27 protein-coding genes and 2 rRNA genes are annotated in these 21,368 nt (G+C 37.9%); 15 read left to right on the top strand and 14 right to left on the bottom strand.

Annotation, left to right across the window (positions count from 1 at the left end; genetic code table 11):
• Positions 1-51 precede the first annotated feature (51 nt).
• The 3 genes from ACQY2P_RS03975 to fbp form a co-directional block, all read right to left on the bottom strand.
• A complete protein-coding gene (locus ACQY2P_RS03975) occupies positions 52-1,818 on the bottom strand; it encodes an ATP-dependent DNA ligase (RefSeq protein ID WP_428327101.1) in 1,767 nt (588 codons plus the stop codon).
• Between the two features lie 36 nt (positions 1,819-1,854).
• Positions 1,855-2,262: a hypothetical protein gene (locus ACQY2P_RS03970; protein ID WP_428327100.1), complete on the bottom strand. Its 408-nt coding sequence runs from the start codon at positions 2,260-2,262 to the stop codon at positions 1,855-1,857.
• Between the two features lie 68 nt (positions 2,263-2,330).
• A complete protein-coding gene (fbp, locus tag ACQY2P_RS03965; RefSeq protein ID WP_428327099.1) occupies positions 2,331-3,467 on the bottom strand; it encodes a fructose-1,6-bisphosphate aldolase/phosphatase in 1,137 nt (378 codons plus the stop codon).
• A 130-nt stretch (positions 3,468-3,597) separates the two neighbouring features.
• Between fbp and tuf the strand changes: the two genes are divergently transcribed.
• From tuf to ACQY2P_RS03950, 3 genes are read left to right on the top strand one after another with little or no spacing between them, the layout of a single operon-like run.
• The gene (tuf, locus tag ACQY2P_RS03960) at positions 3,598-4,896 is read left to right on the top strand and encodes a translation elongation factor EF-1 subunit alpha (RefSeq protein ID WP_428327098.1); all 1,299 of its coding nucleotides are present in this window, start codon (positions 3,598-3,600) and stop codon (positions 4,894-4,896) included.
• Between the two features lie 11 nt (positions 4,897-4,907).
• Complete coding sequence (rpsJ, locus tag ACQY2P_RS03955) at positions 4,908-5,216, top strand: 30S ribosomal protein S10 (protein ID WP_008299200.1); 309 nt, start codon at positions 4,908-4,910, stop codon at positions 5,214-5,216.
• 22 nt (positions 5,217-5,238) lie between these two features.
• Positions 5,239-5,442: an RNA polymerase Rbp10 gene (locus ACQY2P_RS03950; RefSeq protein WP_012215415.1), complete on the top strand. Its 204-nt coding sequence runs from the start codon at positions 5,239-5,241 to the stop codon at positions 5,440-5,442.
• Here ACQY2P_RS03950 and ACQY2P_RS03945 read toward each other — a convergent pair whose 3' ends face one another.
• The 3 genes from ACQY2P_RS03945 to ACQY2P_RS03935 form a co-directional block, all read right to left on the bottom strand.
• Positions 5,443-5,640: a C2H2-type zinc finger protein gene (locus ACQY2P_RS03945; protein WP_428327097.1), complete on the bottom strand. Its 198-nt coding sequence runs from the start codon at positions 5,638-5,640 to the stop codon at positions 5,443-5,445.
• Positions 5,641-5,643: 3 nt separating this feature from the next.
• Positions 5,644-6,054 (bottom strand): hypothetical protein, encoded by a 411-nt coding sequence (locus tag ACQY2P_RS03940; protein WP_428327096.1) that lies wholly within the window; start codon positions 6,052-6,054, stop codon positions 5,644-5,646.
• Positions 6,055-6,118: 64 nt separating this feature from the next.
• Positions 6,119-6,241, bottom strand: coding sequence for a hypothetical protein (locus ACQY2P_RS03935; protein WP_255430769.1), 123 nt, complete (start codon positions 6,239-6,241; stop codon positions 6,119-6,121).
• 74 nt (positions 6,242-6,315) lie between these two features.
• Between ACQY2P_RS03935 and ACQY2P_RS03930 the strand changes: the two genes are divergently transcribed.
• On the top strand, positions 6,316-6,825 hold the full coding sequence (locus ACQY2P_RS03930; RefSeq protein ID WP_428327095.1) for a TIGR00725 family protein: 510 nt from the start codon (positions 6,316-6,318) through the stop codon (positions 6,823-6,825).
• A 31-nt stretch (positions 6,826-6,856) separates the two neighbouring features.
• Positions 6,857-7,108 carry a hypothetical protein gene (locus tag ACQY2P_RS03925; RefSeq protein WP_428327094.1) on the top strand — a complete coding sequence of 84 codons (252 nt, stop codon included), beginning with the start codon at positions 6,857-6,859 and terminating at the stop codon, positions 7,106-7,108.
• A 1-nt stretch (position 7,109) separates the two neighbouring features.
• Here ACQY2P_RS03925 and ACQY2P_RS03920 read toward each other — a convergent pair whose 3' ends face one another.
• A complete protein-coding gene (locus ACQY2P_RS03920; RefSeq protein WP_428327093.1) occupies positions 7,110-8,249 on the bottom strand; it encodes a 3-hydroxyacyl-CoA dehydrogenase NAD-binding domain-containing protein in 1,140 nt (379 codons plus the stop codon).
• Positions 8,250-8,303: 54 nt separating this feature from the next.
• Here ACQY2P_RS03920 and ACQY2P_RS03915 point away from each other — a divergent pair, with 54 nt between their 5' ends.
• The 3 genes from ACQY2P_RS03915 to ACQY2P_RS03905 are packed head-to-tail and all read left to right on the top strand — an operon-like array spanning position 8,304 to position 9,194.
• Positions 8,304-8,471, top strand: a complete 168-nt coding sequence (locus ACQY2P_RS03915; protein WP_428324017.1) for a hypothetical protein — start codon at positions 8,304-8,306, stop codon at positions 8,469-8,471.
• 1 nt (position 8,472) lies between these two features.
• Positions 8,473-8,751 carry a hypothetical protein gene (locus ACQY2P_RS03910; RefSeq protein WP_428327092.1) on the top strand — a complete coding sequence of 93 codons (279 nt, stop codon included), beginning with the start codon at positions 8,473-8,475 and terminating at the stop codon, positions 8,749-8,751.
• Positions 8,752-8,786: 35 nt separating this feature from the next.
• Complete coding sequence (locus tag ACQY2P_RS03905; RefSeq protein WP_428327091.1) at positions 8,787-9,194, top strand: HIT family protein; 408 nt, start codon at positions 8,787-8,789, stop codon at positions 9,192-9,194.
• Between the two features lie 2 nt (positions 9,195-9,196).
• Here ACQY2P_RS03905 and ACQY2P_RS03900 read toward each other — a convergent pair whose 3' ends face one another.
• From ACQY2P_RS03900 to ACQY2P_RS03885, 4 genes are all read right to left on the bottom strand, one after another.
• Complete coding sequence (locus tag ACQY2P_RS03900; protein ID WP_428327090.1) at positions 9,197-9,862, bottom strand: DnaJ domain-containing protein; 666 nt, start codon at positions 9,860-9,862, stop codon at positions 9,197-9,199.
• 62 nt (positions 9,863-9,924) lie between these two features.
• Positions 9,925-10,287, bottom strand: a complete 363-nt coding sequence (locus tag ACQY2P_RS03895) for a cupin domain-containing protein (protein WP_428327089.1) — start codon at positions 10,285-10,287, stop codon at positions 9,925-9,927.
• A 2-nt stretch (positions 10,288-10,289) separates the two neighbouring features.
• Positions 10,290-10,745, bottom strand: coding sequence for a cupin domain-containing protein (locus ACQY2P_RS03890; protein WP_428327088.1), 456 nt, complete (start codon positions 10,743-10,745; stop codon positions 10,290-10,292).
• A 2-nt stretch (positions 10,746-10,747) separates the two neighbouring features.
• On the bottom strand, positions 10,748-11,110 hold the full coding sequence (locus tag ACQY2P_RS03885) for an SHOCT domain-containing protein (RefSeq protein ID WP_428327087.1): 363 nt from the start codon (positions 11,108-11,110) through the stop codon (positions 10,748-10,750).
• An 81-nt stretch (positions 11,111-11,191) separates the two neighbouring features.
• Between ACQY2P_RS03885 and ACQY2P_RS03880 the strand changes: the two genes are divergently transcribed.
• The gene (locus ACQY2P_RS03880) at positions 11,192-11,896 is read left to right on the top strand and encodes a hypothetical protein (RefSeq protein ID WP_428327086.1); all 705 of its coding nucleotides are present in this window, start codon (positions 11,192-11,194) and stop codon (positions 11,894-11,896) included.
• On the opposite strand, the gene ACQY2P_RS03875 is transcribed toward ACQY2P_RS03880, so the two are convergent.
• Positions 11,891-12,712: a tetratricopeptide repeat protein gene (locus ACQY2P_RS03875; protein ID WP_428327085.1), complete on the bottom strand. Its 822-nt coding sequence runs from the start codon at positions 12,710-12,712 to the stop codon at positions 11,891-11,893. The genes ACQY2P_RS03880 and ACQY2P_RS03875 overlap by 6 nt on opposite strands.
• 36 nt (positions 12,713-12,748) lie before the next feature.
• Positions 12,749-12,871: a hypothetical protein gene (locus tag ACQY2P_RS03870; RefSeq protein ID WP_428327084.1), complete on the bottom strand. Its 123-nt coding sequence runs from the start codon at positions 12,869-12,871 to the stop codon at positions 12,749-12,751.
• Between the two features lie 47 nt (positions 12,872-12,918).
• Between ACQY2P_RS03870 and ACQY2P_RS03865 the strand changes: the two genes are divergently transcribed.
• The gene (locus tag ACQY2P_RS03865) at positions 12,919-13,284 is read left to right on the top strand and encodes a hypothetical protein (RefSeq protein WP_428327083.1); all 366 of its coding nucleotides are present in this window, start codon (positions 12,919-12,921) and stop codon (positions 13,282-13,284) included.
• Here ACQY2P_RS03865 and ACQY2P_RS03860 read toward each other — a convergent pair.
• Positions 13,274-14,575 carry an aspartate aminotransferase family protein gene (locus ACQY2P_RS03860; RefSeq protein WP_428327267.1) on the bottom strand — a complete coding sequence of 434 codons (1,302 nt, stop codon included), beginning with the start codon at positions 14,573-14,575 and terminating at the stop codon, positions 13,274-13,276. The two genes, ACQY2P_RS03865 and ACQY2P_RS03860, sit on opposite strands and share 11 nt — an antisense overlap.
• Before the next feature lie 379 nt (positions 14,576-14,954).
• Between ACQY2P_RS03860 and ACQY2P_RS03855 the strand changes: the two genes are divergently transcribed.
• The 5 genes from ACQY2P_RS03855 (at position 14,955) to ACQY2P_RS03835 (ending at position 21,334) form a co-directional block, all read left to right on the top strand.
• Positions 14,955-16,425 (top strand): 16S ribosomal RNA (locus tag ACQY2P_RS03855).
• Between the two features lie 147 nt (positions 16,426-16,572).
• Positions 16,573-19,562 (top strand): 23S ribosomal RNA (locus tag ACQY2P_RS03850).
• Together the 16S and 23S rRNA genes form the textbook arrangement of a ribosomal RNA operon.
• Positions 19,563-20,092: 530 nt before the next feature.
• Positions 20,093-20,242: a hypothetical protein gene (locus ACQY2P_RS03845; protein ID WP_428327082.1), complete on the top strand. Its 150-nt coding sequence runs from the start codon at positions 20,093-20,095 to the stop codon at positions 20,240-20,242.
• A gap of 83 nt (positions 20,243-20,325) precedes the next feature.
• Positions 20,326-20,457, top strand: a complete 132-nt coding sequence (locus ACQY2P_RS03840; RefSeq protein ID WP_255430772.1) for a hypothetical protein — start codon at positions 20,326-20,328, stop codon at positions 20,455-20,457.
• Positions 20,458-20,497: 40 nt separating this feature from the next.
• Positions 20,498-21,334 carry a class I SAM-dependent methyltransferase gene (locus ACQY2P_RS03835; RefSeq protein ID WP_428327081.1) on the top strand — a complete coding sequence of 279 codons (837 nt, stop codon included), beginning with the start codon at positions 20,498-20,500 and terminating at the stop codon, positions 21,332-21,334.
• Positions 21,335-21,368: the final 34 nt, after the last annotated feature.

Here is a 21,368-nt window from a genome sequence, read left to right as displayed (position 1 = left end):
ATCCAATGGTAATTTAAATCCTCTATGACTTTTGATATTTTTTGAGCATGATTACATGAGACTTTTGTCATGTGCTACTTTCTTCTGACCTTGGTATAGTGTGATCACTTCTTCATTTGTGGATGCATCCTCTGCCATCTTCTCGGCTCTTATCTTTCCTGTAAATTTTGGAAATCTTAATGCTAGTCCTGCATCTTTTCTGACTTTGTCTCTAGCTGCTTTGTGAATTGGACTAAGTGTAATTTCAGATGCAACCACTTCGATTACTAATTCTGGTTCAAACCAAACATCTGCTTCCATTTCACTATCAATACGTGGATTCTTCTTGATTGTTACTTTGGGATTTAGAATTTGATACAATTGATCCAGGTCTTCATCTGAAAAACCTGTTCCTACTTTACAAATACTTGTGAATGTATCTTCATCTTCTTCATATGTTGCTAAAAGTAGGGTTCCATAATTTCCTGTTCTTCTTCCTTTTCCAAAGAATCCTCCTATTACTACAAGATCCAAACTGTCTCCAAGTTCATTCTGATATTCTCTTTTGAGTTTGAGCCAATGACTTCCTCTCGAACCTGCTTGATATGGTCTATCTAACATCTTTAACATCAGTCCCTCACTTCCTGCGTTGATACTGTTTTCAAAAAAGTCTTCAATATCATTTTCATTTTTTACTATTGTCATTGGTATGTGCTTTACAAAATCATCTTCTTTTACCACTTTTTCCATCTTTTCTCTTCTTTCTTTATAGTCTAATTCCAAACAACTTTTTCCATTACAATACAAAATATCAAACAGATTAACTGTTATCGGATATTGTGTAACTGCTTTTTCTATTTTGTATTTTCTTCTTCTATGCATTAACTCTTGAAATGGTAAAAACTCCCCCGTGTTTTCATTGATTGCAACTGCTTCTGCTTCTAGTACTATGTTTTCAGCCTGAATGGCTTTTGGAATTTTTTCAATTATGTCTGGATAATAACTTGAAATATTTTCTAAACTTCTTGAAAACAAAACTACTTTGTCTCCTTCAATGTGTAGTTGTACCCTTTCTCCATCTAGTTTGTATTCTGCTGCAAATTCATTTCCCATTTTCTCAATTGCTTCTTGTTCACTCTTTACTCTGTCTGCAAGCATTGGTCTAATTGGATTAAACAAAATTATTTTGAATTTTTCAACTCCTTCTAATCTTTGAGTTGCTAAAACCTCTGCAACTTTTCCCAAATCACTAGAAACATTGTATGCATGCTCCAAAACTTTTCTGTTTTCTTTGTTACCTGAAAATGCTATTGCCAATGCATCCATTACTGTGTTTTCTGCAATTCCTAGTCGTAGCGTTCCTAGTAATATTTTTAGAATAAAACTTGCCTCTAATGGACTTGCATCATTAAGCAAACTGGAAATGTATTTCATTTTCATGTCCTGTGATCTGTTCCCTTCTAATTTTGCGATTTTGAACAGTGTTTCATAGACTCGTTCAACTGTAATGTCTTCTACAAGAAACGTTGTCTGAGTTTTTTGTTCTAATATTATAGTTGCAGCATGTCCTAGATCTCCTCCTTTTCTGTATTCTTCTTCGATTTTTTTAATTGGAATCCCTGATGACTTTGAGATTGCTCTCATTGCAAGTTTTTCTGCAACTCCTAACTCCACTCCTTCAAAATCTGGTCTAAGTTTTCCTTGTAATAGGTAGACTATCTTTGAAATTACTTCTTGTGGGGTTTTTTCAAACAGTTCTACCAAGTATTGTGTTAACTCTAGTCTTTTTCTAGTTGATTCCATTTTGTTAAATGAATCAGCTAAGATGGAAAACTCCATTCTATTTCCTTGTGTAATGTTGAATAAAAATTGAATCTAGATGTATCTGAAAATTGTTGGTTTGTCTGACTTTGGAAGATCTGATACGAGTGCAAAGTTGTATAGTGGATAAGATTTTTTGTACTGCTTCATAAAACTCCATGCAACATCATGTGTCTTGAATTCTGTTCTTAATCCATCAATCTGGCTCTTTTTTCCATATACGTCAAAGACTACCACTGAATACTGTTTTGGGCGATTGTGAGGTTTTGCTTTGAGCAACCATGCAAGTGCAAATACAAAAACTGCTCCTAATACAACATATTCTCCTGCAACTTTGAAAAAGTCTAAGATCACTCCTGGTATAGTTTGGCCAAATAATACTGCCATAAAATTTGAAAATGAGATTACTGCTATTGCTGTGAAAATGTAAGTCTTCCAATCAAAAATCTTTTGAAAATTCATTTCTGTCTGAATTTGGTAAGGTCTTTTTTGATTTAACTATTTCTTATGATTTGCAGATTTTGAAATGACTAGTCTGGATCTTCATAATTCTCTTTTCTGTCGCCACTGGATGTAGTTCCTTCCATTGGTTTCATCTTACTTTCAAGAACATCCATTCTTGCTCTATATCCTTCTGCATATTCTAGTTCTGATGGAACAAGTGTTGCTGGATGGATAAATCCTTGACTTCTAATTGCCATGGCTTTTTCTGTTGCTCTCTCTCTGATTAGATCCCAATCTGGGGTTGAGAATCCATCAAATGGTCCAGTAAACTTTCCATTGTGCATACTAAATACGAGTGCTTCAACTATTGGAATACAAAAGTTGATTGTAGCTGCAGAGTTTAGTTTTACAGGCATTAATGGCATGTTGTGGCTTCCTCTTGTATTTCCTGCAACAAAGTGTGGATTGTTAAAGACACTTCCTACCTCTTCAGTTGCAGGGAACTTCTTTTGTGTTCTGACAAGACAAATTGGATCGTCTTTTCCAACATATGTTCCTGCAATGTTGTGTAATCTATCAGTTGATGCTGCAAGAATTGGCTCTCCATCTTTTGTTGTAACTGAATCTACAACATATCTTCCTGGATACATTAATGCAGCTTCAATTGTTGGCTTGTCTTGCCATAATTCTAATTCTGCAATTTGAGCTTTTTCAACATCCATGATGTTGATTTTTACCCCCTCTGCAAGATTCTTGTTTACAATTAATCCTGTGTTACTTAGAGCATCTACAAACATTCTGTAGATTGGATAGTTGAATGCTCCTGGTTCTGTTTTATCAGCTGCAAATACTGTGAATGCTTCGTTTGGTCTTTCCTCGAACTCCATCTCTGCAACTCCTGGCCCCATTCCTTTTACGTTTCCAGAAAATGAATCTTTGAGCAAGTCTTGTCCTGCACCATACAATCCTTCGTCTTTTGCAACTTGAGTTCCTGCCATGAAAGCATCCCATGCTAATTTGTGAATTTGTTGATTGTCTACTCCATGTGTATGAGACATTACGATATGAGTGTCGTCTCCACAATATCCTATGTAATAATCGATAAGCAAATCTGCTGAATTTTTAACGGTATTTCTAATTGCGTCTAGTAATCCGTCACTAGGTTTTGTGTGCCCTCCGACACCGCCAACATCGGCTTTGATAACTGAAACTGTAATTTTCATATTTTACATTTTGATCCCCTTGATTTATGTGCTTTTAGCAAAACCATCTGATCTGAAATTAATTGAAAAATTTTAGATTTTTTTTCAAAAATTCATAACAGTAATAAATGCCCTCAGATACGCATTTTACATGGCAGATAAACCACACTTGAACCTGATTGTTACAGGACATATTGATAATGGAAAATCAACTACTATGGGTCATTTTTTGATGGATCTTGGAGTTGTAGATGAAAGAACTATTGCATCACATGCATCTGAATCCGAAAAGACCGGAAAAGGTGATACTTTCAAGTATGCATGGGTTATGGATAACATTAAGGATGAAAGAGAGAGAGGTATTACAATCGATCTTGCATTCCAAAAGTTTGAGTCTCCAAAGTACTTCTTTACTTTGATTGACGCTCCTGGTCACAGGGACTTTATTAAAAACATGATTACTGGCGCTTCTGAAGCAGATGCCGCCATTCTAGTACTATCCGCAAAAGAAGGTGAAACCGATACTGCAATTGCTGCAGGTGGTCAAGCAAGAGAACACGCATTCTTGCTTAAAACTTTAGGTGTAGGCCAACTAATTGTTGCAATCAACAAGATGGACGATAGTAACTATTCTGAAGAAGCCTTCAAAACAGCCAAAGAAAAAGGCGAAAAATTAGTTAAATCTGTAGGTTACAAACTAGAAAACGTACCATTCATTCCAGTTTCTGGATGGAAAGGCGACAACTTGGTTAAAAAATCTGAGAACATGCCTTGGTATTCTGGTAAAACACTACTTGAAGCATTTGATGACTTTACAGTATCTGAAAAACCAACTGGTAAACCACTACGTGTTCCAATTCAAGACGTTTACACCATTACTGGTGTAGGAACAGTACCTGTAGGTAGAGTTGAAACAGGAGTTATGAAAGCAGGAGACAAAATTGTTGTAATGCCTTCAGGCGCTCCTGGTGAAATCAAATCTATTGAAACTCACCACACAGAGATGCCATCTGCAGAAGCAGGTGATAACATTGGTTTCAACCTTAGAGGTGTTGAAAAGAAAGATATCAAAAGAGGAGATGTTCTCGGAAGTCCTGACGCTCCACCAAATGTTGCAAAAGAATTCAAAGCACAAATTATTGTAATTCATCACCCAACAGCAATCGCACCTGGTTATACTCCAGTTATGCACGCACACACTGCACAAGTTGCAGCAACAGTTACTGAGTTCTTGCAAAAGATCAACCCAGCATCTGGTGCCGTTGAGGAAGAAAATCCAAAATTCCTCAAAGTTGGTGACTCCGCAATTGTAAAAATTAGACCGGTAAGACCAACTTGTATTGAAACATTCCAAGATTTCCCTGAGATGGGTAGATTCGCCCTTAGAGATATGGGTGCAACTATCGCAGCAGGAATCGTTAAGGAAATTACCGAAGAGTACAAACCATAGGCGGATTTTTTATGACCCAAACCGCCCGTGTAAAACTCACATCAACCAGTCTACCAAAGTTAGACGGAGTATGTGGGGAAATCATGGGTATCGGTAAAAAAACTGGTGTTAAGGTAAAGGGTCCAACTCCACTTCCTGTAAAAAGACTACATGTCGCTACTAGAAAATCTCCATGTGGTAGTGGAACTGAAACCTATGAAAAATGGGAGATGAAAATGCATAGAAGAATTATCAACATCAATGCTGATGATAAAGCAATTAGACAATTAATGAGACTAAAGATACCTGATGACGTATACATTGAACTCTCATTAACATAATCTCTAAATTACAGAAATTTTGATGATAAACATGGCTGAAGAAAACTTTGATGAAGTAGAAGAAACACCTGTTGAAACATTTGATGTAAATTATTCTTGCCTCAGATGTGGAACAATGGTCTCAAACACTGAACTATCTAGACTACCTGAAATCAAATGTATTTGTGGATTCAGAGTATTTACCAAAGTAAGACCTCCAGTAGTTAAAACAGTTAAAGCAATTTAGTTATCTGTCTTTCTTGTAACTGTGTTCTCTTTGTAAATGCGTTCTCATATCTTCCATGTTTGAAAAATATTTGTCACATTCTTTGCAATCATATTGTAAATCTTTTCCATGAACAATCTGTTTGTGATTCATCAATTCTTCTTGTTTTGAAAACTTACTATTGCAAATATCGCATTTGATCTTTTTAAAAAAACCCAACTGTTATCCTAACTCTGCTTTTTTCTCATCCCAACATTTTCTGCATAACTGACCGTCAATCTTCCATTTTCCCTTTGGATTGTATCTGATTAGTCCCATCTTGCCGCCACATAGTGAACAGAAATTTTTCTTTTTTCCATGAGATTCTTCTTTTTTATCAAAACATGGTTTGCAAAGTAGTCCTTCCATATCCCATTGCCATCTTGGCTCCCACAAATCTGTAATTTTTTGAGTTTTACCACACTCTACACATGGTTGTCTTACTTTTCCTTCATAGTACTCTTTTTGTTTTTCAAAATGGCAATCTCCGCAAAGTGGACCTTTGACATTCCATTCTCTTTTCGGTTTATGTTTGTGAGCTAACTCCTTATTGCAAATAGTACAAAATGATGGTTTTTTACTAAATAATCCCATTTCAAATTTACCTCATACAGCTTATTCTATAAATGTAAACAAAATAAAAATAACAAAAAAGCGTTTATTCGCTTAGAATTTTTTCAAGAGCTTGGCTTGCATTGAGCATACCGTTTCTCTTAGCATATTCTTCGATCATTTTGTATTGTTTTTCAGTAAAACATACTGGCATTGAACGTCTTTCCATGAATAGCAACAGTATTTTTTACTAATATCCTTTTCTCTCGGAAGATATTTCAAGCCAATTTTCTATTCTGGAGTATGGTTAAGAAAAGACAGATCCTAGTAATTGGTCATAATACCAAGGGATGTTTGCCTGAACATGAAAAAATTGCTTATGAAGTTGGATCAGAGATTGCAAAATCTGACTCTGTGTTGATTTGTGGTGGATTGGGCGGTGTAATGACTGCTGCTGCTCATGGCGCAAAAGATGCAAATGGTTTGACTATTGGAATAATTCCTCAAAATGAACCCTCTGAAGCAAATGAGTATTGTGACATTGTAATTCCAACTGGCATGGGGCTGGCTCGTGATTTTCTCAATGCATTGTCTGCTGATGGTGTTGTAATTGTAGGTGGTGGTTCTGGAACTTTGTCTGAAACATGTGCTGCATACATGCACAAAAAACCCATGGTTGCAATAAAAAATTTGGATAGTTCAGTTGATCCATTTATTGATAGATATCTTGATCATCGAGAAAATGTCAAGATAGTTGGTGTTGATACTCCTCAAGAAGCAATCAAAAAAATCCTAGAATTAATCTCGGCATAATATTCTTTAATCAAAAGAGTGTACATTATACATGCCAATTCAGAATGATGAAGAATGCAAACAACTTATTGACAAATTAGACAAAGGGTTGCCTCCTCAAATGATTGATGAAATCATTTCTTATTTAGAGAAAACAAACAACTCTGAATTCACAATGACATTGGTAAAATATCTGAATAATCAAAATATCCAATCCCGAAACTCTGTTTGGGCACTAAGCAGCCAAATTTCAATGATTGGAGAAGATGTCAGTAAAATCAAAGAGCATTTGGGAATTAGTTGATTTACTGCATTGATACCAGTAATGGGTCTGGTTTGTAGAATTCTCCATGCTCTTCGGCAAGTTTGTTTAATTCATCTACGATATTTTTGATTCCTATTTCTTTTGCAGTCTCAAATAGAGGTTTTTTTAATCCTAGTCCTAATTGAGCTGCTTTTTCAATTTCTTCAATATCACTTGCTCCATTAGTTACAAGCCATGCTGCGTTGTTTAGAATATTTGCTACAAGTTGAATTGGATTGCATTTCTTTGCTAACTCTTCAGATAATGTTACTCTTTCATATTTGTCATCAGAATATTTGTAATAACCTTCCCCAGATTTTTGTCCTAGCTTTTTCTCATCAAACATTTTTTCAACTAGCGGATGTGGATTGATTACTTTTTTGTCTCTTAGATGCATCTCAACTGTTGCTTTGTGAATAACATCCATACCTGTAAAGTCTGCCAGTTCAAAGATACCCATAGGAAATCCTAGTTTGAATTTGACTGCTGAATCAATCTCTTCAAGAGTTGCATCTGTTCTATCTTTAACAAAACATGCTTCATGAACCATTGGAATGAACAATCTATTGATAATAAAACCTGGAACATCTTTTCTACATAGAACTGCTTGTTTGTTAACAGACTTTACATAATCTTTAGTTAAATCAGTAATCTCTTGAGATGTTTTTTCACCTGGAATTACTTCTACTAGTTTCATTAGTTGTGGAGGATTAAAGAAATGAATTCCAATGAACTTGTCTGGTCTTGATGTTGTGTTTGCAATCTCTGTAATTGGTAATGTGCTTGTGTTTGATGCAAAGATTACTTCTGGTGCTGCTGCTTCATCAAGTTCTGCATAGACTTTTTTCTTCAAGTCCATAATCTCTGGAACTACCTCAATTACCATTTCTGCATCTTTTACTGCTTCTTTCAAATCTACAACTGGTTTAATTCTACCAAAAATTGCATCCCCTTCTTCTTTTGAAATTTTTTCTTTTGAAACTAGTTTATCTAAACTCCATCTTATCTTCTCCATGGCTTTATCCAAAAATTCTTGTTTGATATCTCTAAGAACAATATTGTATCCTGCTGTGGCTGAAACTTGAGCAATTCCGTGTCCCATTACACCAGAACCCAAAACTGTGATATTTTTTATCGTCATGTTTCTCCAAAAATCACGTATCCTTTATAATGTATTTCAAAATTTTAAGAAAATATGGGTTTGTTCAAACGTAACAAAGACGATGAAAGTAAAACCAAATGTGATACTTGTGGCACAGAACTACATGATCCTGAACGTCTGAAAAGACATATGAAAAAGGCACATGGAAACGTTCCTGCAAAGAAGTTAGATCCTAATGCCGGCGATGGCGGTACCTGGTAGGATGGAACTTAGTTCAAGTCAAAAGGCTGGATTAGTTTTTGGAGGCGCTTTTGTAGTGGCAGGATTAGTATTATCTACTATAGTTTTCCCATTTTGGAATTTAATTCGAGAAGACATTTCTGAAGATGTTGAAATTTTGAGCAATGATAATGGAATATGTTATGTTGAAACAAGTGATAATATTCCTAAAACTATTGAAGATTGCACCTTAGAACCTGGTGATGTGGTGAATATTACGTATGGTGAAGGTTTGGCATGGGCAACAATTACTGAACCATGATTAATGATTTAATATTAAAAAAAATATGAAATACTATGGATTGTATCTTTTGTAAAATCATTGCAAAGGAGATTCCATGTAAAATTCTCGGGGAAACCACTACATCAATTTCCTTTCTTGATGCATTCCCTCTAGCAAAAGGACATGTTTTGGTAATTCCAAAGAACCATCATCAAAAAATTCAAGATATGTCAAATGAAGAAAATACTGACTTGTTTTCTCTTGTTCATAAGATGATTTCAAAAGTTGATTCTGTAACTGGTGCAACCCTTGTTGCAGTTCATAATGGAAAAGAAGCAGGACAAGAAGTACCTCATGTACATGTTCATTTGGTTCCAAGATCTTCTGCTGATTCTGCATCTGCAATACACAGTATGTTTGATGGTGCCTTGAAATTACCTGAATCTGAATTAGATGAACTTTATGAGAAATTGAAAATCTGATTTTAGTAAGGATACATTCGTTCTTTTGTATCAATATCTTCTACAATTATTGCCTTTGTAGGGCAGGTCATTGCTGCATCCATAATCTTGTTTACTCCTGCACCTTTTGGATCAATAACTGATGATTTTGGGTTCATCATCCTTTCCTTGTTAATTTCAAAAACATCTGGAGCAATTATTTCGCAACTGCAACATCCAATACACAGACTCTTGTCTACATCTACAAAGAGGTTAGGCTGTTTTTTGGGCTCTTTTGCCTTCTCGTATTCTCCATTTCTTCCGTCAGGACGAACTCTGGCATTATACTCTTCCCAAAAATTTTTCTCGTACTCTTTCCAAAAATCAGGATCTCCTTCTTCAAACTCTTTTGTGTATTTTCCCCAGTCTTGCTCTGGAATTGTCTCATCATCTGGTGCTCCCCATGGTTTTCTTTTAAAATTAGATTTTGGCTTTGATTGTGTTTTATGATAAACATCATTTCGCTGATGATGGTTTTTCTTAAGAAATTCATATGCTTCTGTAATTTTTTTAAATTCTAAATCTTCATTCTTGTTCTTATTTTTGTCTGGGTGATGCTCTAATGCTTTTTTTCTAAATGCTGATTTTATCTCTTCTTGAGATGAATTGGAATCTACGTCTAATACTTTGAGCGCCTGATACGTATTCACTATGTCTTTAGGGATTCACCATATTTTAAAAATAATTTCATATTGTTTTGCGTAGGAATAGTTTATTCTAGCATGATCTCATCTTCTGCTTTCCATGCTGGCTCTACAATACACAAAAATCTCAAATCTTTCCCCCCAATGTTTTCAATGTTCTGTTTGGCATTTGGTGGGACATATGCAGAATCGTCTTTCCCAATCTCTATGTTCTCCTCATCGATTCTCAAATTTGCTTTACCTTCTAGTATGTAGTAGATTTCAGATGATTTCATTTGATGTAGTTTTGATTTTTTTCCTGGTTCTAGTGTGAATTGTGCAAGGCTGTATCCTATTCCTTCTAATGTATTGTGAGGATGAAAGAATTGTTTGATACTAGTTCCTTCTGCTCCTTGAATTGACTCTATTTCTGAATTTTTTCTCAGTGACATCTTTAGATTATTGTGGTTGCTTTAGTTTTAAAATCTGATTCCCACCAAACTGTTTTGTATTCAGAATTCTTTTTTGGCAATATGTTTATCGCAATATGAGAAAATGTCTTTTTCTTATCTGTAGAGCCATGAGTGTGAAGTGTTTTTGCTGGAATGTGTATGATATCTCCTTCATTAAGAGTAATTTTCTGTGTCTTTTTTATCTTGAAATTATTTTTGCTTGTTCCGTATCTTCTAAAAATCTCTAAACTACCTTTACCCTTTATTGCAATTAATACTTGATTTCCATTATGTGCGTGTAGTTTAGTTCTGGAACCTTTTTCAAAATGAACATGATAGATGTCTTGATCTTTTGACTTTATTTTTTCAGATAACACCTTCATCCATGTTTTGGATGTAAACCAATTTGGATTTACATTTCTTTTATCGTTTGTTCCTTGAATGTTTGTTTTTTTCATGATTATATTCGTCCTAAAATTTTCTTTTTCTTTGCTTGGAATTCTTTCTCTGTAATTACCCCTGACTTTCTGAGTTTTCCTAGTTTTTCAAGTGTTGCCAAATCGTCTTCTGTGCTTGATGTAACATTTTTTGCAACACTGATTCCTTCAGTAATTTTCTTAACTCCTCTCTTCTGCAATTGTTCTCTTTCCTTTTTTGCTTGACTGCGAAGTTCTTTGCTTGCCTGTGCTGCTTGTTTTGCAGTCATTGTTCCAAATTCTACTGCATCTTCCAGTACTTCATCTGCTCTTTTTACTCCGTCTTGAAGTGCCTTGTCTGCTTTTTTTAGAAACTTTTCAATGTATCCTGATTTTTTTGCAGTCATACTTTTTGATTAATCTTAAATCTATTATTCTTTTCCTAGTAGAATTGGTTTAATAGATAGAATTGTGTACTTTGTATAGTTTTGAGCAAGACCTATGATGTAAAGACTGTAGTCCTTAGAAAAAATATTGAATTAGAAGATGCAACTGAAATTGTAGAAGAAAAGAAAACAAAACCCTTCAAATCATTGTTATCTAGACCAAAAAAAGAACAGGTTCACATTCACTCTGTCAAATTATACTATGAATGTATCTTGATGGTTTCTGGAAAATACATCGCTGATTATTACCGAAAAGCAATTCATACCATTTCTGTTCCATCAAACGTAAAAGAAGTCGAACTTGGTGATGGTGTATTTCAAATTCGCTCAAAATCTGGATTTGAGAGAGCATTTGTTGGAAAGAGAGGTAAAAACAAGATTGACATGAAATTAGAAGAGCATGTGTTTGTTGAAGAAGAAGATGAACTTGCATTTGATCATCATGGACGAGAGATAAAATTCCCATTCAAGGTTAATTCTAAAACTGTTGAGAACTATCCAAAAAGACTGTTACAAAAAAATGAACCTAATGTAAAAAGACCTGAAATGACATATGATGCTGCATTAGACAAGCTTCAATCCCTATTAAAAAAACCACTTGAAACTGATGTTAGAGAATTATCTGAAGAATTTGTATTGCGTGAAATTACCGAAGTATTTGTTCCAATCTTTGAGGCAAGAGTAATTGGTCCAAAAAAGAAAGTTGGAATAATTAGAATAGATGCAGTACGTAAAAAGATTCTATAATTTTACAATCTTTCTAAATTGATCATTGCTGTGTAATTTTGTAAAAATTGGTTCTTCTTTTGCCCATGCTCGAATAACTTTTGGGCTCACTGCCACTGCTTTTTTTAGTAATTCTAATGACTCGGGATATTTCTCAAGTGCTGCCATACTACGTGATTTTGCATAAACTACATTTACATTATCTTTGAATTTTTTGGATATTTCATCAAAAACATCTAGTGCTTTTTTGTGCTGACCTAATTCTGCTAATTGAACGCCTTTTTGGAAAAACGCATCAAGATTATTTGGATATTTTTTACAAACGTTTGAAAAACAATTCAGGGCTTCTTCATTTCTTTTGAGTTTGCCTAGAACTATTCCCTTGTAGATCATGGCATTTGGTTTTCTAGGATCAAGTGATATTGCTTTTTCTAAAACAGGTAATGCCTCTTCATGTTCTTGGAGTTTGTCTAGTAGAACACCTTTGTTGAAATAGGCTGATGCATATTTAGGGTCTGCTTCAATTGCCTTGTCATAATATTCTGCAGCTCCTTGAATGTTTCCAGTTTCTGCCATGGATATCCCTCTGTTGTTAAGGGCCTGAGCATCTTTAGGATCAATTTGTATGAGTTTATCAAAACAGGTTATCGCATCTTGATATTTTTTTATCAAGTTTAATGCCAATCCCTTTTGAAGTAACGCTTCTGTACTTTCAGGTTCTTGTTTTAGGACCTTGTTGAATAGTGAAATTGCTGCTTTTGGCTGATTCTTTTCCAACATGCCTATTGCATCATACATCAAATCTTCTGGATCTTCTTTTTTTCCAAACAATCCCATGACTTTTTACACTCTTTACTCTACTATCAAATATTACTAATTATTCAATGATTTGAATTTCTTGATTGCCTCTTTTGCCATGTCTTCTTGAGATTTTGCATCTGCATTTGTTGGGTCATCTGTGGCATAGGCCTCTTTTTCTTCTTTCTTCTTTTCCATGATTTTGGAAACCACTTATTTTATAAAAACATGCAACTGAAATTCTGATGTTGTCTGAATTTTCCTTTTTTGCAGAAAAAGTCTTTGTTCACAGATGGCCACATGATACTCCCCTGTGGAATGATTCAGTAAAACAGGAACTAGATGACACCATTTCAAAAAACCCTGAATCAAAGAAAATCACGGTTTCTGAAAAATCCATTCAAATTCAAGATTTTCAATTTTCCAATCTCAAAAAAATTGGCATCTCTGTTCCATTTTTCAAAGATGAATGTAGGATGATTTTTGAATCTCAATTTGGGGAACTGTATGCTCATATCCACATCACAGTAAAATCCTCTGAATACATGGAAATTTTTTCCAAGCTAAAATCTTGGAAATCTGAATTTTTCCCAAATGATTCTAACAAGTAAATTCTTCTGATGCCTTTACCATTTTCTTGATATCTTCTTTTGAATGAGAGTCTGATATCGCACCAAGCTTTCCTGGCAAAAAGAAGATTCCATCATGGGCTATCATTTTGAAATGATATTTTGCCAATAATGCCCCATCACATTTTGCTGCCTGAGTAGAATTGGTAATCTCTGAAATCCCATCTTTTAAGAAATGAGTCATAAACAAAGAGCCTTTTCCAGTAATTGCAACTTTCCCATCAAATGCTTTTCCTATCTCTTTTCTTGCAAATTTACCTAAATCATTAATTTTTGAGTAAACTGACTTTTTTGATTTGAGATGGTTTAGTGTGGAATACCCTGTTACCATTGAGGCTGGATTGGCTGAAAATGTGCCTCCTCCAACATAACTTCGCTCAGATTTTTTCTTGTCAGTGGTGTCTGCAAATTCCATAATTTCCTTTTTACCACACATCACACCAATTGATAATCCTCCCCCAACAATTTTGCCCAATGTGACAATATCAGGATCCAGTCTCATTGTAGGATAGAGACATCCATATCTAAATCGAAATCCAGTTACTATCTCATCTAAAATGAATAGTGAATTATTTTTCTTACAAAATTCTTGAATCCCTTTCAAGTAATCTGGTTCAGCTGGAATACATCCTCCTCCACCTAGAACTGGCTCAATAATCACCCCTGCCAAATCTTTAGAATATTTTTTCAAAATGGATAATGACTTTTCTAAATCATTATAGGGAATTGAAACAATCTGTTCTTCATTTACAACACCTGAACTTTCAGATTCTGAAAATGGCCAGTTTACTGACTTTAGCAAATCTGACGTATATCCGTGCCATCCCCCATCAATCTTGGCAATCACTTTTCTTCCAGAAACTGAACGGGCTAATCTCACTGCATACATTGTAGCTTCAGTACCTGATGTGACATAACGAATTTTCTCAGCTACTGGAACTGCTTTTGAAATTAATTCTGATAATAAAATGGTCTGCTCATTTACTGTTCCATACATCCAAGATTTTTCAATCTGCTTTTGCAAATTTTTCTTAACATCTTTTGGACCATGTCCTAAAATCAAAGCCCAATGACCCATCCAATAATCTGTATATTTGTTTGAATCAACATCAATCAAATTTTTCCCTGCAGATTTTTTTACAACAAATGGATATGGTTCATAAAATCTTATGTTGTGAGAAACACCATTGACATGCAACTTTGCAGATTTTGAAAATAGTTTTGCTGAAGTCTTTGTTTTCTTTTTGTACTCTTTAGTATAATCCAAAACCAAATTCACAAAATTGCTTCCATCATTTTAACTATCAAAAATGGCATAGTTTGGCATAGTTACTAGCCTCAATTCTAAAACTGCATAGTTTTGCATAGTTAGAACATTGTAAAAATTACAACAAATGGGGTCGATCAGGCATAATTTCTCGCATGGTTTATATGGATTCTGACATGTGATGCTTTTGCATACGTAACGCAATAGGCGGCGCTTGTGATGAAGTATGGTATTATGCCATTTTGTGATTCATGGGCCTCCAGTTACGCATACAAAAATGAGGATTTGATCAAGTGATCAATATCTGAGATGTGAAGATTATGTGCATCCGTCAATTCCAATTAAAGTACAAATGTACTTCAATAATCAAAAATCAAAAATTCAGAATCCGGTTGATCCTGCCGGACCTGACTGCTATCGGATTGATACTAAGCCATGCGAGTCATTGCAGTAATGCAAGGCAGACGGCTCAGTAACGCGTAGTCAACCTACCCTATGGACGGGAATAACCTCGGGAAACTGAGTATAATGCCCGATAGAACACTATTCCTGGAATGGTTTGTGTTCCAAATGATTTATCGCCGTAGGATGGGACTGCGGCCTATCAGTTTGTTGGTGAGGTAATGGCCCACCAAGACTATTACAGGTACGGGCTCTGAGAGGAGTAGCCCGGAGATGGGTACTGAGACACGGACCCAGGCCCTATGGGGCGCAGCAGGCGAGAAAACTTTGCAATGTGCGAAAGCACGACAAGGTTAATCCGAGTGGTTTGTGCTAAACGAACCTTTTGACAGTCCTAGAAACACTGTTGAATAAGGGGTGGGCAAGTTCTGGTGTCAGCCGCCGCGGTAAAACCAGCACCTCAAGTGGTCAGGATGATTATTGGGCCTAAAGCATCCGTAGCCGGCTCTGTAAGTTTTCGGTTAAATCTGTACGCTCAACGTACAGGCTGCCGGGAATACTGCAGAGCTAGGGAGTGGGAGAGGTAGACGGTACTCGGTAGGAAGGGGTAAAATCCTTTGATCTATTGATGACCACCTGTGGCGAAGGCGGTCTACCAGAACACGTCCGACGGTGAGGGATGAAAGCTGGGGGAGCAAACCGGATTAGATACCCGGGTAGTCCCAGCTGTAAACTATGCAAACTCAGTGATGCATTGGCTTGTGGCCAATGCAGTGCTGCAGGGAAGCCGTTAAGTTTGCCGCCTGGGAAGTACGTACGCAAGTATGAAACTTAAAGGAATTGGCGGGGGAGCACCACAAGGGGTGAAGCCTGCGGTTCAATTGGAGTCAACGCCAGAAATCTTACCCGGAGAGACAGCAGAATGAAGGTCAAGCTGAAGACTTTACCAGACAAGCTGAGAGGTGGTGCATGGCCGTCGCCAGCTCGTGCCGTGAGATGTCCTGTTAAGTCAGGTAACGAGCGAGATCCCTGCCTCTAGTTGCCACCATTACTCTCAGGAGTAGTGGGGCGAATTAGCGGGACCGCCGCAGTTAATGCGGAGGAAGGAAGGGGCCACGGCAGGTCAGTATGCCCCGAAACTCTGGGGCCACACGCGGGCTGCAATGGTAACGACAATGGGTTTCGAATCCGAAAGGATGAGGTAATCCTCAAACGTTACCACAGTTATGACTGAGGGCTGCAACTCGCCCTCACGAATATGGAATCCCTAGTAACTGCGTGTCATTATCGCGCGGTGAATACGTCCCTGCTCCTTGCACACACCGCCCGTCGTTTCATTGAAGTGAGCTTTTAGCGAGGTGACGTCTGATTGGCGTTATCGAACTTGAGGTTCGTGACAAGGGAAAAGTCGTAACAAGGTGACCGTAGGGGAACCTGCGGTCGGATCACCTCCTTAGATAAGGAAAGTGTACGGATGCACTAATCTTCACATCAAATCATCGATGCAATGCATCACGAAAGTGATGTATGAAGGATGTAGCAGGTCCCTGCCAGGGGGCTTGCAATGATCGTCGTGCATAGTCGTGTAATATGTGGCTGAATTTGCCGGTGTAAAGACGGTAATAGGTGGATTGCTAGGCTTGAGGAGAGATGAAGGACGTGGCAAGCTGCGATAAGCTCGGGGTAGGCGCACGCATCCTATGATCCCGAGATGTCCGAATGAGAATCTTGCACTTATGTGCATTCCAGTACACTAGTATTGGAAGTCGAACCGTGGGAATTGAAGCATCTTAGTACCACGTGGAAAAGAAATCAATTGAGATTTCCCAAGTAGAGGCGATCGAAAAGGAAAGAGCCCAAACTGAATCCTTCGGGAGATGTGGTGTTTTGGTATGATAATATGGAATCTTGAAACACAGCTGAAATGTTCTGAAAAGTACTGACATAGAGGGTGATATCCCCGTAAGCGAAATGGGAAGAGTCCTATTCATACCCGAGTAGTTGTCCTTGGTAGTGGGCAATGAATACAGGTGAAAGTAGCATCTGAGGCTAAATATCTCTCAAGACCGATAGTGGACTAGTACCGTGAGGGAAAGCTGAAAAGTACCCCGGAAGGGGGGCGAAAAGTGCATGAAACCTATTACTTACAGACGTGCATGGCATGGAAGGTGATTTTTTCATTTTGGAGATTCTAGCAATAGAGTTGAAGATTTGATGTTCAAGTCATCAGTGTCATGCGTTCCGTCTCGAAACACGGGCCAGGGAGCTAACTGTCATGGCAAGCTTAAATCTGTAAAGATGTAGGCGAAGGGAAACCGAGTTCTCGCAGCATTGTGAGGAGAAGCGTGTGAAAGTGCGTAGAGTCATGGCGGCTAGGCTAGAAGCCAGTCGATCTATTCCTGGGCTAGATGAAGGCGGGCGAAAGCCCGCTGGAGGTCTTAAGACGTTCTGACGTGCAAATCGTTGTTGTGACCTGGGAATAGGGGTCAAAAACCAATCTAGACTGGCGCTCGCTAGTTCCAACCGAAGCGTCTCGCAGGGCGTGCTTTGTGGAGATAGTGTTTCCGGTAGAGCACTGATAGAGCGGCGCGGGGGAGAAATCCCTCACCGCTCATTCAAACTCCGAACGGATATACATCGTAGAAGCAAGGACACGGGTTCATGTGGCGTAAGGCTCATGACCGAAAGGGGTTTAACCCAGACTGAAGTTAAGGTCCCCAAATTTTTGCTAAGTGTCAAGCTAAAGAGCGTGTTCTCGCCAAGACAGCAGGGAGGTAAGCTCAGAAGCAGCTATCCTTTAAAAAGTGTGTAACAACTTACCTGCCGAGGGGGGATGCCTCAAAAACGGACGGGGCTAAAGCAAAGTACCGATACTTTAGATAAACATCAATGGATGTTTCGTGGTAGGTTGGCGTAGTGATTGGGTCGAAGCAGGGCGGTAACGTCCTGTGGACCGGTTTCTATTGCAGATCCTGGCGGCAGTAACAGCATAGTATGGTGAGAATCCATACCACCGTAAGCGCAAGGGTTTCCAGGCAATGCGTTATCAGCCTGGAGGTAGTCGATCCTAAGATGTACCTCAACAGAGTACACCGAATGGGAAACTAGTTAATATTCTAGTACCTTGCATTGAGCGTTTGAGCTATATGGTTCGCTTCCGGATAGGGATTGTACAACCGTCGTTGTATCTAACTATTCGAGAACTGGGGAGTGTCGTAATGACGAGAACCAGTTCGAGGTAGGAATGGCTCCGCGTTAGCGGAGTTTTCTCGATTCCAGGAGACCATGAAAGACTGTGTAGTTAGCAAAGTGCAAGCTCGTACCCAGAACCGACACAGGTGCGCTGGCTTAGTAAGCTAAGGTGCTACGGGTATACCGTATGGCGAGGGAATTCGGCAAATTAGTCCTGTAGCTTAGGTATAAGGGATGCCTGCGATCTTCATGAGGAATGGGGACCGCAGGTTGCAATGACAAGGGGGTTTCGACTGTTTAATAAAAACACAGGCGACTGCTAGTCCGAAAGGATTTGTATAGTCGCTGAATCCTGGCCGGTGCCGGTACCTAAAACTTGGGTTCAACCGAGCTAAGGGCCGGTTAACGCCGGGAGTAACTCTGACTCTCTTAAGGTAGCCAAATGCCTTGTCGGGTAAGTTCCGACGCGCATGAATGGAACAACGAGAGCCCCACTGTCCCCGCCTACAACCCGGTGAAGCCACATAAGGTGGACGAACAGTCCATCGCCTTCCATCGGGGAGAGAAGACCCCGTGGAGTTTTACTGCAGCTTGTGCTTGTGGTATAGTAAGAATTGCACAGGGTATCTGGGAGCCATGCTTAACACTCTCCGGGGTGTTGAGAAGCAACGATGTAACACCAGACTCTTTTTGCAGTACCACTTATCCAGTGAAGACCGGAGACACGTGCAGGTGGGCAGTTCGGCTGGGGCGGCACCCCTTTGAAAAGATATCAAAGGGGCCCAAAGTTGAGTTCAAACGGGGCAGAAATCCGTTGAAGAGGGCAAAGCCAAAAACTCGACTGAATGGATTTCCAAACGCACGGAATTCATAGACGAAAGTCTGGCTTAGCGATCCTTCGTGTGCCCACTATTGGGGCCCGGAGGTGACAGAAAAATTACCCCAGGGATAACAGGCTCGTCGCGGGCGAGAGCTCCTATCGACCCCGCGGTTTGGTACCTCGATGTCGGCTTTTCCTATCCTGGTCCTGCAGCAGGGGCCAAGGGTGAGGCTGCTCGCCTATTAAAAGGGAACATGAGCTGGGTTTAGACCGTCGTGAGACAGGTCGGTCTCTGCCTGATGGAAGCGTGAATAACTGAGGGGAAGTTGCTCCGAGTACGAGAGGAACAGAGCAGCGTGGCCACTGGTTTACCGGTTGTCTGACAAGGCAGGCCGGGCAGCTAAGCCGTTTAGGCTAAGTGCTGAAAGCATCTAAGCACGAATCCTATCCCGAGACAAGTTATTCTTTCGTAAGATGAAGGTCGGCAGCAGAAGACTGCGTTGATAGGAAGGTGGTGTAGATCACAAGCTTCGGCGAGTGGTGAGCCAGCCTTTACTAATAGACCAACACATCGGTTCAGCCACTTACATAGAGACTATGCGCGATGAATCATTTTCATTCATCAAAGTGGAAAATATACACGACTTGTACGATGATTTATTTTTAATCACTCTTAGCGAACGCTATGCATAATTTTGTGATTTTAAAATCCCTAGTGAAAACTATACACGACTATAATGTGATTTAATCATTTTTTCTGAATTCTGGTTTTGTAATTTACTCTTCTAACTCGATATCGTTTTGAAATTCTTTTGGTAAACCAACCCACCATTCTTTTTGATTTTCAGACATCAAGAAAACAGATCGAAGGTTGCTAATAGATCTGTTGGTAAAATCTTCAAAGTAATGATTAAAGAAAATCTGACAATCTTGTGATAATTATCTCAGATTAAATTTTACGCGTAATTATCAATTTCTGAACTCTAAAACTATCTGAATCTTATATGATTCAAACCAATAAATGAAAATCTACATAATATGATAGTCATAAAGTATCATTTCCATTTTTGGCAGGCTCTGCTTAATAGCAACAGGGTTCTAGTATGTGCATGGCAAAGAGAGTCACAATAGTACTAGATGATGAATTAGATAAGAAAATAAGATCAATTCAAGCAAAACAGATTATACAATCTGCAAAATCCGTGAGTTTTTCTCGTTCATTAAATGAGATATTGCGTAAAGGTCTAAAAAATTCATAATCAAATTTTTTAAAATATGTTAATCATTAGTTAACACCAATTACAACACATTTGATTTATCTCTCTAAAATTATCAAAAATACATGAAAGCAAAATTTGCAACATCTTGTGTCTCTTGTGGTGATAAAATTCAACCAGGAAAAGAGATATCTAAAAACAAAGATGAAAAATGGGTTCACAAACATTGTGCTGAGGATTCTGAAGGATTACCCTAGAAATTAATATGACTCTGTTCAATTAATTTTGAATTTATTTTTGGTATCAATTAACCCTCTTGATGTATTATTGTGGACTTTTCGTAGAAATGAAAAAGACGTTGTCCATCTTTACAATACTTTATCCCCTGTAATGCAACTTGCAACTGGTGGTTCTATGCTAAATTTTGGATATTGGTCATCAGATCACTCTGAACCAATATCTGCTCAGGAAAATTTGTGCATGATTTTTGCAGATCTTGCTGAATTATCTTCTGCAAAACATGTAGTAGATGTCGGTAGTGGATTATCTGCTCCATCTCATCTTTGGCAACAAAAATTTCCCCATATTTCCTTGTATGATGTAAACATCAACTATTCTCAATTATCCTTTGGAAAAAAACAAAAAATTGAATTTCTAAACTCCTCTTCTACAAAACTCCCGTTTGCCAATAATTCTATGGATCGTGTCTTGGCATTAGAATCTGCACAACATTTCAAACCCCTTTCTGATTTTATCTCTGAATCAAAAAGAGTACTGACAAATTCAGGATTACTTGTAATTGCAATTCCTATAACTTTGGGACATCCTTCTCTCAAAGATTTGGGTATGCTGAAATTTACTTGGTCTTCTGAACATTATCCTTTAGATGATGTAAAAAATACCCTCCAATCTTCTGGCTTTGAAATTAAACATGAACAACTAATTGGAACTTCTGTGTATGATCCTCTTGCAGATTATTATGTGGAAAATAGAGACCGACTCAAAAAATCTATTTTAGAAAAATACCCAAACTATGTTGAAAATATACTGTACAAATCAATCATTAAAATGAAAACTGCATCTGAAAAAGGAATTATTGATTATGTCCTTCTAAAATGTACTCCAAAAAACTAGAAATGATTCTTCTCTCAAGCATGTATTCTGGGAT

It is taken from the genome of Candidatus Nitrosopumilus sp. (assembly GCF_965262695.1).
Taxonomy (GTDB): domain Archaea; phylum Thermoproteota; class Nitrososphaeria; order Nitrososphaerales; family Nitrosopumilaceae; genus Nitrosopumilus.
The sequence above is the reverse complement of the archived record's forward strand: the minus strand, read 5'-3'. Positions and strand labels throughout refer to the sequence as shown.